At 67.4% G+C, this 13,818-nt stretch carries 10 protein-coding genes; 7 read left to right on the top strand and 3 right to left on the bottom strand.

Going from position 1 to position 13,818, the window contains the following annotated elements:
• The first annotated feature begins 249 nt into the window (after positions 1-249).
• The 4 genes from ACL9RL_RS15985 to ACL9RL_RS16000 all read left to right on the top strand — a co-directional run bounded on the left by ACL9RL_RS15985 (position 250) and on the right by ACL9RL_RS16000 (position 6,383).
• Positions 250-1,656, top strand: coding sequence for a GAF domain-containing protein (locus ACL9RL_RS15985; RefSeq protein ID WP_422781270.1), 1,407 nt, complete (start codon positions 250-252; stop codon positions 1,654-1,656).
• Between the two features lie 182 nt (positions 1,657-1,838).
• The gene (locus tag ACL9RL_RS15990) at positions 1,839-3,362 is read left to right on the top strand and encodes an aldehyde dehydrogenase family protein (protein WP_422781271.1); all 1,524 of its coding nucleotides are present in this window, start codon (positions 1,839-1,841) and stop codon (positions 3,360-3,362) included.
• A 224-nt stretch (positions 3,363-3,586) separates the two neighbouring features.
• Positions 3,587-3,973, top strand: coding sequence for a DUF779 domain-containing protein (locus ACL9RL_RS15995; RefSeq protein ID WP_422781272.1), 387 nt, complete (start codon positions 3,587-3,589; stop codon positions 3,971-3,973).
• A 223-nt stretch (positions 3,974-4,196) separates the two neighbouring features.
• Complete coding sequence (locus ACL9RL_RS16000) at positions 4,197-6,383, top strand: DEAD/DEAH box helicase (RefSeq protein WP_422781273.1); 2,187 nt, start codon at positions 4,197-4,199, stop codon at positions 6,381-6,383.
• A 36-nt stretch (positions 6,384-6,419) separates the two neighbouring features.
• On the opposite strand, the gene ACL9RL_RS16005 is transcribed toward ACL9RL_RS16000, so the two are convergent.
• Together ACL9RL_RS16005 and ACL9RL_RS16010 are read right to left on the bottom strand one after the other, a co-directional pair.
• The gene (locus tag ACL9RL_RS16005) at positions 6,420-6,665 is read right to left on the bottom strand and encodes a hypothetical protein (protein WP_422781274.1); all 246 of its coding nucleotides are present in this window, start codon (positions 6,663-6,665) and stop codon (positions 6,420-6,422) included.
• 88 nt (positions 6,666-6,753) lie between these two features.
• Positions 6,754-7,020, bottom strand: a complete 267-nt coding sequence (locus tag ACL9RL_RS16010; RefSeq protein ID WP_422781275.1) for a mycoredoxin — start codon at positions 7,018-7,020, stop codon at positions 6,754-6,756.
• 129 nt (positions 7,021-7,149) lie between these two features.
• On the opposite strand from ACL9RL_RS16010, the gene ACL9RL_RS16015 reads away from it, so the two are divergent.
• Entirely contained in the window at positions 7,150-8,178 is a 1,029-nt protein-coding gene (locus ACL9RL_RS16015) for a 6-phosphofructokinase (protein ID WP_422781276.1), read from the top strand.
• A 286-nt stretch (positions 8,179-8,464) separates the two neighbouring features.
• On the opposite strand, the gene ACL9RL_RS16020 is transcribed toward ACL9RL_RS16015, so the two are convergent.
• The gene (locus ACL9RL_RS16020) at positions 8,465-10,630 is read right to left on the bottom strand and encodes a S9 family peptidase (RefSeq protein WP_422781277.1); all 2,166 of its coding nucleotides are present in this window, start codon (positions 10,628-10,630) and stop codon (positions 8,465-8,467) included.
• A gap of 110 nt (positions 10,631-10,740) precedes the next feature.
• Between ACL9RL_RS16020 and ACL9RL_RS16025 the strand changes: the two genes are divergently transcribed.
• A complete protein-coding gene (locus ACL9RL_RS16025) occupies positions 10,741-11,598 on the top strand; it encodes an aldo/keto reductase (protein ID WP_422781278.1) in 858 nt (285 codons plus the stop codon).
• Positions 11,599-11,686: 88 nt separating this feature from the next.
• Complete coding sequence (locus ACL9RL_RS16030; protein ID WP_422781279.1) at positions 11,687-13,648, top strand: DUF2207 domain-containing protein; 1,962 nt, start codon at positions 11,687-11,689, stop codon at positions 13,646-13,648.
• The last annotated feature ends 170 nt before the right edge of the window (positions 13,649-13,818 follow it).

The raw sequence follows: 13,818 nt of genomic DNA on the forward strand, positions 1-13,818 counted from the left end.
CCCCTTCGACAAGCTCAGGGACCGAAGCACGGCCAGACGTCCAGAGCACCGGTCACTGAGCTTGTCGAAGTGTCCGAAACCGCAGCCCCTTCGACAGGCTCAGGGACCGACGCACGACCGGACCCCAACACCCGGTCCCCGAGCTCGTCGAAGGGCCCGATTCGCCGCACTCAGGGACCGTTTGCCCTATGCCCCACGTACACTGAATCCACACTCCGAACCGATCGACGATGATGGGCGGTGCACCAGATGAGCAATCCGTGGCTCGCCATTCCGGCTGCCCCTGCGCCGCTTGCGCCGGTCATGCCCGGCCCACGACGACTCGTCCGAGAATCGTGGCATCGTTCGACTCTCCACCACCTCGACCCGGACAATCTCCTCGCACCACTCGCGTTCGACGAGGCCGAACTCCGCGATCACCGTCTCAGCCATCCACTCGCCGGAGTTCTCCCCGTCATCCGCAAACTCCTCGTCCAGGACGCCGACGACGACTCCGGCATTCTCGTGGCCGTCGGCGATGCGATGGGCCGACTCCTCTGGATCGACGGCGACCGCCACCTCCGCCGCCTCGCAGAAGGCATGCTGTTCGTCGAAGGAGCCGCCTGGTCAGAACGCGATGTCGGCACCAGCGCCCCCGGCACCGCACTCGAACTCGATCACGGCATCCAGATCCACGCCGCCGAACACTTCAACCGCCTCGTCCATCCGTGGAGTTGCACCGCGGTCCCCGTCCACGATCCTGAGTCGGGTCGCATCATCGGCGTCATCGACATCACGGGTGGTGCACAGGCCGTCGCCGCGCACGCACTCCCGCTCATGGAGGCGACCGCTGCGGCCGTCGAATCGGAGATCCTCGTGCAACGACTCCGCGCCGGGGCCGCTGCGCCGCCGGGCGGGCGCGCATCGTCGAGGTCTTCGAGATCCACGTCGACGACCGCGCGGGGAACCCGATCGGCTGCAACCTCGACGTCCGCCGCATCGCGTCCACAACGCGGCACCCTGCAGATCCTTGGCCGGAGCACCGGCCTGCTGACGGCGGCATCGCTCGACACGGCCGTCCCCAACGCTCTGAGCCCCAACGCCCCGAGATCCACCGGCTCCAACCCCAACGGCCCCAGCCCCAGCCCCAGCGCCCTGAGCCCGAGGCACGCCGAGATCCTGACCCTCCTGGCATGGCACCAACAGGGGTTGTCCGCCGACCGACTGACGGACCTGCTCTACGAGGCAGATGAGGCGCCGGTCACCCTCCGCGCCGAACTCGTGCGGCTTCGCAAAGTACTCGGACGTCTTGCGCCGTCGCTGGTGCCGGAATCGCGCCCGTACCGATTGCCGATCGCGCTCGAACTCGACGTCCACCAGGTGCTGTCGCTGCTGGACCGCGGCGCGCATCGTGCTGCCCTCGCCGCCTATCCGGGACCCGTGCTCCCGGAATCCGTCGCGCCCGGTATCGTCGATCTCCGCACCACGGTCGCCGGCCGTCTCCGGGAATCGATCCTGTCGGACGCGTCGGGCGACGTCCTCTTCCAGTACGCGACGACGGTCGCCGCCCCGGACGACACCGATGTCCTCCTCGCGTGCCTGCGTCTGCTTCCGCCCCGCTCGCCCAAACGTGCCGGTCTCGTCGAGCGCATCGAGTCCATCAACGCCTCCCTGTAGCCCCCGAACTGGCAGTCGTGGCTGCTTTCGGCCTGTCCAATGGCGCCACAACTGCCAGTTCGCGGGCTTCGAGAGGGCGGACGAACACGGATGCAACGTCTTGCAACGTCGGACGACGTAGCGTCGGACGTGCCACATCCGGACCGGTGATGGCCACGACAACGACGTCGACAAGGAGCAACATGACCGTCTACGCGAACCCGGGCACCGATGGTGCCGTGTTCAGCTACGCACCCCGCTACGACCACTTCATCGGCGGCGAATACGTCGCCCCCGCGAAGGGCCAGTACTTCGACAACCCGACACCGGTCACCGGTGACGTGTTCACCGAGATCGCCCGCGGAACCGCGGAAGACGTCGACCGCGCCGTCGAAGCGGGCTGGAAGGCGTTCCCCGCCTGGAGCAGGACCAGCGTCGCCGAACGCGCCGTCATCCTCAACAAGATCGCCGATCGGATGGAGCAGCACCTCGAGGAGATCGCCGTCGCCGAGAGCTGGGAGAACGGCAAACCCGTGCGGGAGACGCTCGCCGCGGACATCCCCCTCGCGATCGACCACTTCCGGTACTTCGCCGGCGCGATCCGCGCGCAGGAGGGCGGGATCTCCGAACTCGACCACGACACGGTCGCGTACCACTTCCACGAACCGCTCGGTGTGGTCGGGCAGATCATCCCGTGGAACTTCCCGATCCTCATGGCGGTGTGGAAGCTCGCTCCCGCTCTCGCCGCCGGCAACTGCGTCGTCCTGAAGCCGGCGGAGCAGACGCCGGCGTCGATCCACGTCATCGTCGACCTCGTGAAGGACCTCCTGCCGGCCGGCGTCCTCAACGTCGTCAACGGATTCGGCATCGAAGCCGGCGCGCCGCTCGCCTCCCACCCGCGCATCCGCAAGATCGCGTTCACAGGGGAGACGACGACCGGTCGGCTGATCATGCAGTACGCGAGCGAGAACCTCATCCCGGTGACCCTGGAACTCGGCGGCAAGAGCCCGAACGTGTTCTTCGAAGACGTCGCCCGCGCGCAGGACCAGTACTACGAGAAGGCGCAGGAGGGGTTCACGATGTTCGCCCTCAACCAGGGCGAAGTGTGCACCTGCCCCAGCCGCGCCCTCGTGCAACGGTCGATCTACGACCAGTTCGTCGGCGACGGCATCGAACGCGTCCGCCGCATCAAACAGGGCAACCCGCTCGACACGGACACGATGATCGGCGCCCAGGCCTCCAACGACCAGCTGGAGAAGATCCTGTCCTACATGGACATCGGAAAACAGGGTGGCGCGAAGCTGCTCATCGGCGGTGAACGAGCCGACCTCGGCGGTGCGTTGAGCGGCGGCTTCTACATCCAGCCGACCGTGTTCGAGGGCACGAACGACATGCGGATCTTCCAGGAGGAGATCTTCGGCCCCGTCCTCGCGCTCACGAGCTTCGACACCTATGACGAAGCGATCTCGATCGCCAACGACACGCTGTACGGCCTCGGCGCCGGTGTCTGGAGCCGGGAGGCGACGACGCTCTACCGCGCGGGACGAGCAATCGAAGCCGGTCGGGTGTGGTCGAACACCTATCACCAGTACCCGGCACACGCCGCATTCGGTGGGTACAAGCAGTCCGGCATCGGCCGGGAGAACCACAAGATGATGCTCGACCACTACCAGCAGACGAAGAACCTCCTCGTCAGCTATGCGGAAGGGCCGATGGGGTTCTTCTAGGTCGGGGGATGGTGGGCACGGTTGCGTCCCCGGTCACTGAGGTGCGTTCCCGGTCCCTGGGGTGCGTTCCCGGTCACTGAGCTTGTCGAAGTGGGCCCTTCGACAAGCTCAGGGACCGGGGTCCAAGGGTCGGGCCCTTCGACGGGTACCGGGACCGCGGGGCAGGCCCGGCGTACACTCGCAGCAGGAACAGCTCCACTCCAACGCAGGAGGGACGACACACTATGAACGAACGCGTCGACGTCAGCGATACCGCAGCCGCGCTGCTGCGAGAACTCGCCGCCCAATACGGTCCGCTGATGTTCCATCAGTCCGGCGGCTGCTGTGACGGCAGCTCACCCATGTGCTATCCCGTCGGCATGTTCCGCACGGGCGCGGCCGACATCCTCCTCGACACCCTGCACATCGACGGCCTCGACCCGATCGAGGTCTACATGTCGAGATCGCAGTTCGAATACTGGAAGTACACGCACCTCACGATCGACGTCGTCGCCGGCCGGGGGAGCGGGTTCAGCGTCGAAGCACCGACCGGGCAGCGGTTCCTGATCCGGTCGAGGATGCTCGACGACGCAGAACTCGAGCACCTCGGACTGGTCGAATCGTCCTCCTGAACACTCCGGCGAACGCTCGACACGCATCCAGCGGCGATGTCGTAGACTGTTCGCACGCCCGCTGGGAATCCGCCGCGATCCGCGAAGGGTGCCGCGTCGTCGTCACGAGTCGTTCCATCGGCCGTGTCGCCGGACAGGCACATCGCGTTGATCGGCCGGACGCTCAGCGCCCGTGTCTTCCGGCCCGTCGGCCGACGAGGCTTTTCGACTGCTCAGGAGGAGCATGCCGTACACCGGCCAACGCCGTTCATCGGGCCGTTCCAACGCCCGTGGCTCTGCAACGCGTGGATCATCGACCCGCGGATCATCGTCGCGTCACGACGATGAAGCACCCATCATCCCCATCCTCGCCCGCAAGGTCAGGGAGGTGGAGGCCAAAGCCCAGAAGGGCAAGGTCGGTCCCACCAACCGCACCAAGTACCAGGTGATCGCCTTCCTCGTCCGCGAGGAGCGCGCCAAGGTCAAGGCCGACACGACGATGAGCGACTCGACCCGTGCCGAGCTGCTCAAGCGTCTCGACGGCGTCGCGACGATCCTCGCCAAGACCGCCGCGCGCGACACCTCGCTCATCCAGCTGCTCGAAGCGGATGCGGCCACGAGTCCCGTCGCCCAGCGCATGCGCCGCGACTGGCTGCTCGAATCCGGTGCGGAACTCAGCGCGGACGAACTCATCATCACGGTCGAGAAGCCGACCGTGGAGCCCGTCGTCCCCGCCGAACTCGCCGAGAAGCAGGTCATCCCGCAGTCCGTCAAGGCCCGCCAGCTGGCGAACCCGTTCCTGGCGCCTGACTTCAGCCAGGCACAGCCGCAGACGACCTCGCGTCGCCGACTCGACAGCTGGGAGCTGATGGCTCCGCTGTACAAGGCGTTCGAGCTCGGGTCCGGCGGAGGCGCCGCGTCGATGGAGCTGCCGGAGGCGCCGAAGATCGACCGTCTGTCGCCGCGGGGCCTCGAGGTCATGAAGCACCAGGCGCGCTTCGTCGAAGCGGTCAAGGAGGGCCACCGCAGCTTCCTCCTCGCCGACGAACCCGGCCTCGGCAAGACCGCGCAGTCGGTGCTCGCCGCATCGGTCGCCGACGCCTATCCGCTGCTCGTCATCGTCCCGAACGTCGTCAAGATGAACTGGGCGCGCGAGGTCGAGCGATGGACGCCGAACCGCAGGGCGACGGTCATCCACGGTGACGGAGCGACGCTCGACGCCTTCGCCGACGTCATCATCGTCAACTACGAGGTCCTCGACCGCCACCTGGCCTGGCTCGGCACCCTCGGGTTCCGCGGCATGGTCGTCGACGAGGCGCACTTCATCAAGAACCTGCATTCACAGCGTTCGCAGCGTGTGCTGTCGCTCGCCAACCGGATCCGCAAGGCGACCCCCGGCGGCGACCCGCTGCTCCTCGCCCTGACCGGCACCCCGCTCATCAACGACGTCGAGGACTTCAACGCCATCTGGCAGTTCCTCGGCTGGGTCAAGGACGGCAAGCCGGCGGCAGAGCTGATGGAACGCCTGGAGGAGACCGGTCTGACGCCGGCCGACCACGGCTTCTACTCCGCCGCTCGTGCAGCGGTCATCGACATGGGCATCGTGCGTCGCAAGAAGATCGACGTCGCGAAGGACCTGCCGTCGAAGCTCGTCGCCGACCTCCCCGTCGAGCTCGACGACGAAGCCAGCCGCTCCATCCGCGAGGCGGAGAAGGAACTCGGTCTGCGTCTGCGCAACCGCTACGTGCGTGTCATCGAAGCGCGCGGCGAGAAGGTCGACGGTCTGCACGAGCCGAACGTCGAACTCATGCGGATGGTCGCGCAGGCGGAACTCGACGAGTCGAAGGCCGCCGGCGGCACCGAGAACGTCTTCACCATGATCCGCAAGATCGGTCAGGCGAAGGCGATCCTCGCGTCCGACTACACCGCTCAGTTGGCTCGTTCCGTCGGCAAGGTCGTGTTCTTCGCGAAGCACATCGACGTGATGAACGCCGCGGAGCAGCTGTTCGCGGGTCGTGGGCTCAAGACGGTCTCCCTCCGCGGCGACCAGACGGCCCAAGCCCGCCAAACGGCGATCGATGCCTTCAACACCGATCCTGAGGTGTCCGTCGCGGTCTGCTCGCTCACGGCGGCCGGCGTCGGCGTCAACCTGCAGGCGGCGTCGAACGTCGTCCTCGCCGAGCTGTCCTGGACGGCCGCCGAGCAGACGCAGGCCATCGACCGCGTGCACCGCATCGGTCAGGAGGAGCCGGTCACGGCGTGGCGGATCATCGCCGCTCACACGATCGACGCGAAGGTCGCTGAACTCATCGACAGCAAGCAGGGTCTCGCGGCCCGTGCGCTCGATGGCAGCGATCAGGACATCGCATCGGTCGACTCCGTGCAGCTCAACGCCCTCATCCACCTGCTGCGCGAGGCGCTCGGCGGCTGATCGCGGAAAGCGGCGCACACACGGTCGAACCGCCCGTCACCGATGTTCGGTGGCGGGCGGTTCGTCGTTGGCGCAGGCTGTTCGGAGATCGTCGTCGATGGGGCTCGTCGCGGCGTGATCGGCAGCGGCTGCACGCGACATCCGCGCATCGTGCTCGGCCTGCTTGCGAGCCTGGAAGAGCGCTTCGGACCGCTCATGGGCGTGCGCGACGATGAAGCCGATCGTTGCGACCACCACGATCGTGGCAACGCAGAACACAACGATGATGACGGTCTTGCTCAAGACATCCCCCAATGTCGCGTCCGTTCAGCCTAGCGATCGTTCATGCAGTTGCATGTACCGGATGGTGGGGGCCCCTCCGGTGTGCGGCTCAGACGCCGAGCTTGACCTTCACATCGGCGAGCGACGGGTTCGTCGCCGTGGAGCGGTCAGGGAAGATCACGGTCGGCACCGTCTGGTTGCCGCCGTTGACCGCTGCGACGAGTTCCGCCGTTCCAGGCACCTCTTCGATGTTGACCTCGGTGTACGCGATGCCGGCGCCTTTCAGCTGCTGCTTCAGCCGCTGGCAGTAGCCGCACCAGGACGTCGTGAACATGGTGATGCTGCCTGCTGCCGGAGTGAAGTCGTCGCCGCTCATACCAGCAGCCTAACCGCTCGATCCTGGTGCACGCCCCCTGCGGACGTCCCGCACCCCGTGAGACGGTATTCTCGTTGAAACGATGCGGTACCGCGATGTGCCCCGACCCGATGAGGAACTGAGTCGAATATGAGAATTGGCGTGCTCACGAGCGGTGGCGACTGCCCCGGACTGAACGCAGTGATCCGTGGTGCCGTGCTGAAGGGCACCAAGATCCACAACCAGGAGTTCGTGGGCATCCGTGACGGTTGGCGCGGCGTCGTCGAGGGCCTCACCATGCCGCTCGATCGTCACAGCGTCCGAGGCCTGTCCCGTCAGGGCGGCACCATCCTCGGCACGAGCCGCACGAACCCGTTCGAAGGTCCGCACGGCGGTCCGGAGAACGTCCAGCACACGATGGATCGTCTCGGCATCGACGCCCTCATCGCCATCGGTGGCGAAGGAACGCTCGCGGCCGCCAAGCGCCTCACCGATGCTGGTCTCAAGATCGTCGGCGTCCCGAAGACCATCGACAACGACCTCGACGCCACCGACTACTCGTTCGGTTTCGACACGGCTGTCGAGATCGCGACGGAGGCCATCGACCGTCTCCGCACGACCGGTGAGTCGCACAAGCGCTGCATGGTCGTCGAGGTCATGGGTCGCCACGTCGGCTGGATCGCACTGCACGCCGGAATGGCCGCCGGCGCCCACGCCATCCTGATCCCCGAGCAGCCGCAGTCCATCGAGCAGATCTGCGAGTGGGCCGACAGCGTCTACAAGCGCGGCCGCGCTCCCGTCATCGTCGTGTCGGAGGGCTTCACGCTCGACACGATGGAGACCGCCCACTCCGAGAAGGGTCTCGACGCCTTCAACCGCCCGCGTCTCGGCGGCATCGCCGACGTCCTCGCGCCGGCCATCGAGGAGCGCACCGGGATCGAGTCGCGTGCGACGGTCCTCGGCCACCTCCAGCGCGGCGGCGTCCCGAGCGCCTACGACCGAGTCCTCGCGACGCGCCTGGGCATGGCGGCGATCGACTCCGTCATGGCCGAGGAATGGGGCACGATGATCGCGCTCCGCGGCACCGAACTCGTCAACTGCCGTTTCGAGGAAGCCCTCGGCAAGCTGAAGACGGTCCCCGACGCACGCTACGACGAAGCGGCCATCCTCTTCGGTTGAGCGGCATCCGCCGGCACTCGCCTGCGTCCGCTGGCACTCGCCTGCGTCCGCTGGCACCCGCCGGCACCCGCCCACATCCACCCCGTTCGCGCTGACGCGCGCCCCTCATCGAGCACAACTCCTTCGATTCGTCGATGGCGCCGACCGAGATCCCCGTCTTTCCGGGGTGTCGGTTTCGGCGGCCGTCCGAATCGAAGGAGTTGTGCTCGAATGACGCCTCGGGTGCTGAGTGGCCGGGTCCCGGCCCGGCCACTCGGTGCAGCTCGTGCTGCAGCTCGTGCTGCGGCTAGCGCTGCGGCTCTGCGTCGGCGAGACCCAGCACGTCGAGCAACCAGGCGAGCTCGTACGCGCGCTCACGCCAGGAGTTGTAGCGCCCGCTGACACCACCGTGTCCCGCACTCATCTCGGTCTTCAGCAGCACCGGAGCGCCGACGGCCCGCAACCGAGCGGCCCACTTCGCCGGCTCCACGTACAGGACCCGCGTGTCGTTGAGGCTCGTCACGGCGAGGATCCGCGGATACCGCACACCCTCACGCACGTTCTCGTACGGCGTGTACGTCTTCATGTACGCGTACACGTCGGCATTGTGCAGCGGATCCCCCCACTCGTCCCACTCGATGACCGTGAGCGGAAGCTCGGGATCGAGGATGCTCGTGAGCGCGTCGACGAACGGCACGGCCGCGAGCACCCCCGCGAAGAGCTCCGGCGCGAGGTTCGCCACCGCACCCATCAGGAGTCCACCGGCGCTGCCGCCCTCTGCGACGAGCTGCTCCGGCGTGGTGTAGCCGTCGGCGACGAGGTGCCTCGCCACATCGACGAAGTCCGTGAAGGTGTTCTTCTTGTTGAGGAGTTTGCCGTCCTCGTACCAGTGGCGGCCGAGCTCGCCGCCGCCGCGGATGTGCGCGATCGCGAACGTCACGCCACGATCCAGCATCGACAGTCTGGCGATGGAGAACCCCGGGTCGATCGACGCCTCGTAGGAGCCGTAGCCGTACAGGTGCAGTGGGCCCGGCGCGACGACATCGCGCCGACGAACGATAGAGACGGGGACACGCGTACCGTCCACGGCCGTCGCCCACTCTCGGCGCTGCTCGTACCCTGCTGGGTCGTAGTCGCCGAGCACGACCTGCTGCTTGCGCAGGTGCCGTTCACCCGTCGCGACGACCAGGTCGTACACGGTCGACGGGGTGAGCATCGAGCCGAAACCGAACCGCAGCGTCGGCTGCGTCCACTCCGGGTTGCCGGACCAGCCGACGGTGTAGAGCGGCTCGTCGAAGTCGATCTCGTCGAGCGCACCCGTCGCGACGTCGAGGAGGCCGATGCGGGTCAGCCCGTCACGACGGTACGAGACCGTCGTCGTTGCGGCGAACGCCTCGACGTCCTCCAGACGACGATCGGGGCTGTGGGGGAGGAGCACCCGTCGCTCGCCCTGCGGATCGTCGACGGAGACGTCGACGAGTTCGAAGTTGATCGCATCCGCGTTGTGGAGGATGAGCAGCCGGTCGGACGTGCCGGCGGCACCCGCGGCGCCCACGGCACCCGCGTCGGCGGCGCCATCGGCTCCTGCATTCTCGACGATCGCATGCTCGACGGAGTACTCGACACCGTCGACGCGCGGCCACACGATGCGCGGGGTCGCGGTCGGGTCGTCCGCCGGAACGAAGCTGGTCTCGCTCGTGATCGATGAACCGACCTCGAGCAGCAGGTACGCCTTGGATCGTGTGTATCCCGCACCGACCCAGAAGCGTTCGTCCGGCTCGTGGAGCAGCTGGACGTCGTCGGCCTGCGTCGTTCCGACGAGGTGCAGCCACACGGTGTCCGGACGCCAGGAGTCGTCGACGGTCGTGTAGATGACGGCGGTCCCGTCGGGGGAGAACTCCGCCCCGCCGGACGTGTCCGTGATGACGTCGTCGAGGTTCTCACCGGTCGCGAGGTCGCGGATGCGGAGCGTGTAGCGCTCGTCGCCCTCCGTGTCGACGCCGTACAGCAGGTGCGTCCCGGCGTCCGAGACGTCGAAGCTGCCGAGGGAGAAGAACTCGTGGCCGTCGGCCTCGACGTTGGCGTCCAGGATGATCTGCTCGCCTTCGATCGTGCCCTCGGCCGGGAGGACCGGCGGCGTCCAGTCGTCGGGGGATGCGATCGGCACCCGGCACTGCAGGCCGTACTGCTTGCCCTCGATGCTGCGGCCGTAGTACCACCACTGGCCGGATCGGCTCGGCACAGAGAGGTCGGTCTCGAGCGTCCGCGACTTGATCTCGTCGAAGATGCGCTCGCGGAGCCCCTCCAGGTGTGCCGTCTCCTGCTGGGTATACGCGTTCTCGGCTTCGAGGTGCTCGATCACCTCTGGCGACTCCTTCTCCCGGAGCCACTCGTACTGATCGATGAACGTGTCACCGTGGAAGACGCGTTCGTGGGGATGGATGCGGGCACTCGGTGCAGGGAGCTTCGACATGATCCAACGGTAGTCGAGAGGAACCCGCGGGCATGTTGGAAATCGACCGGACCTCGCCACTCTCAGCGCGTATGGAGCCTGGGAGCGCGCTGTGGGCGTACATTCGAGCCATGACGACCATTCCCAGCTTTGCGCTCAGTGACGGATCCAGCCTGCCGGCCGTCGGATTCGGCACCTACCCGCTGCGCGGCCGGGAGGGCACAGACGCCGTCCTGTCCGCCATCGACGCCGGCTATCGCCTCATCGACACCGCCGTCAACTACCGCAACGAGGACGCCGTCGGCGCCGCGGTCCGCGAGGCCACTGCGGGTCGTGAACGCCAGATCTCGCGTGACGAGCTCGTCATCGCGACAAAGCTCCCCGGGCGCGACCACGGCTTCGAGGAGACGATCACGTCCTTCCACGGTTCCCTCCAGGCGCTCGGCCTCGACACACTCGACCTGTATCTCATCCACTGGCCGAACCCCAGCGTCGACAAGTTCGTCGAGTCCTGGAAGGCGATGATCCAGCTGCAGAAGGAGGGGCTCGTCCGGACGATCGGCGTCTCCAACTTCACCGAGGCGTTCCTCGATCGCCTCGCGCAGGAGACCGGTGTCCTGCCGGCGGTCAACCAGGTTGAGCTGCACCCGTACTTCCCGCAGGAGGAGCTCCTCGAGTACCACACGGCCAACGGCATCCAGACGGAGGCGTGGAGCCCGCTCGGCAAGCGCAACGCGCCGTTCGAGGAGGGCCCGGTCGCCGTAGCGGCCGCCGCACACGATGTGACGCCGGCGCAGGTCATCCTCCGGTGGCACCACCAGCGCGGTGTGCTCCCCATCCCGAAGTCCGGCGACCCCGTGCGCCAGCGCACCAACATCGACCTGTTCGGTTTTGCACTCACCGATGACGAGGTCGAAGCGATCACCGGTCTGGGCCACGCCGGCGGGCGCCTCTTCGACGGCGACCCCAACACGCACGAGGAGATGTAGCGCGCGGCCTCGCGCGCATCGGCTCGCTCGAACCGACGCACGGGACAGGCCCCGACACTCGGGGGATGCGCCCTCCTAGACTGGACGGGTGAAGCACAGACGCCTGACCAGAGTGATCACCACGACCGGCCTCGCACTCCTGGCCGGTGTGCTCGTCCTGCTCGGCGCCACCGGTCCAGCAGGCGCCCCGAGTGCGAGCGCGGCAACGCCTGGCCTCGTGTCCAGCGCGCATTCTGGCGCCCGCCAGGACGTGAGCGACTTCACCTTCGCGTCCTTCCACGGCGACTACACGATCTCCCGCGGCTCCACCGGCGCAGCCGATCTCCGTGCGGTCGAGAGCTTCGTCGCCGAGTTCCCGGAATTCGACCAGAACAAGGGCATCGTGCGAGCGATCCCCGACGTCTTCAACGGAGCCCCGCTGCACACGAAGGTCGTCTCCGTGACCGACGACGCCGGGACCCCCGTCCAGTGGGACGCGGATCGCGACGGCGACTTCGTCACCCTGTCCCTCGGCAGCGACGACTACGTCAGAGGGACGCAGAGCTACGTCATCACATACACGCAGGAGAACGTGGTCGGCGCGTATCAGGACACGAGGGCGGACGAGTTCTACTGGGACGCCCCGGGGACCGGTTGGGATCAGCCGTTCGCGGCGGCATCGGTCTCGGTGCACGTCGACCGTGCGGTGAGCGACGCGCTGACCGGCAATGCGGCCTGCTACCGCGGCAACCCGGACGACAGCTCGTCGTGTGACATCACACGTTCGTCGGGCGACACCAGCACGGCCGGGGCGTCGTTCGTGGTGCCTGACGTCGCGCTCGCGCCGAGGCAGACGCTCACCGTCGCGATCGGCTTCGCCCCTGGCACCTTCACCCAGCCGGAACGGCCGAGGGACTGGCCGGTGTTCCAGATCCTCCCAGTCGTCCTGCTGACGCTGTCCGCGGCCGGGCTCGCGATCGTCGGCACGATCAGGGTGCGACTCTGGCGGGACCACCCCGGCCGGGGCATCATCGTCCCCCAATACTCGGTGCCGAAGGACATCAACCTCATGATGTCCGGTGATCTCATCGGCCGATCCGGATCGGCCATGGCTGCGACGATCGTGAGTCTCGCCGTGCGCGGGGCCGTCCGCATCCTCGACTATCCCGTCACGGCGGAGGGTGCGAAAGTCGCGAAACAGGGCAGGGCGTATTCCCTGCAGCTGCTCGCCCCGGTGCTGAACGACGGCACCGGCCGCCCCGACATCGCGGCGATCCCCGGTCTCGACGAGCAGGAACGAACCGTCCTCGGGATGCTGTTCCCCGGCGGTCGTACGATCAGGGAGATGGGTGTCGTCGACACCACGCTCGGTCAGGCGGTCAGGACCGAGATCAGCCGCACCCACACGGCCGCCGTCAACCGCGGGTTCAGACGCAGGGTGGCCGCGGTCACGTCCTGGATCGTCGTCGGAGCGTTGTTGCTCGTCGGCGTCGCCGCGTTCGTTGTGCACGGCATCGCGGACTCCCTCCATGCAGGCGGTGGCATCACGATCATCGGCCTCTTGGTGTGCGGCGGGGCGCTGTTCGTCGCTGCGGCGCTCGCCATCGCACCCCAACCGCTCACGGAGACCGGGGCGGACGAGCGCGACTACCTCATCGGCATGCGCGACTACCTGAAGCTCGCGGAAGCCGATCGGTTCCGGGTGCTGCAGAGCCCGCAGGGCGCCGAGCGGACCGCGCGGACCGACCACGTGGACCCGGGGGATCCGACCCAGGTCGTCAAACTGTACGAGAAGCTCCTGCCGTTCGCCGTGCTGTGGGGCGTCGAACGCGAATGGGTCCGTGAACTGGCGATCAGGTACGAGCGGATCGGCGAGACCCCGGGCTGGTACGGCTCGAATTCCCCCTTCACGACGGCCCTGTTCATCAACTCGTTCTCCGGGTTCGCAGGGGGCGCCTCCAGCACAACGGCATCATGGTCGACCTCAGGCGGTGCGAGCTCGTCCGGGGGATCGACCGGTGGCGGATTCGCGGGCGGCGGTGGCGGTGGCGGGGGCGGCGGCGGCCGCTGAAGCCAACCGGTGGGGATGCATCCCGAGGCGCTCGGGCGGGCCGCCGCGCCGAAGCGCAACCATCAAGTTGACCTCGGCGCGAGGGGGTGTAAGTATCGTGTACGGCGGGTTAACCGTCGTCATCCTCCACATGAATCCCCTCTGAATCTTTCGCCGAGGGACGAGTGTGC

The organism is Plantibacter sp. Mn2098, assembly GCF_049319745.1.
Lineage (GTDB): Bacteria > Actinomycetota > Actinomycetes > Actinomycetales > Microbacteriaceae > Plantibacter.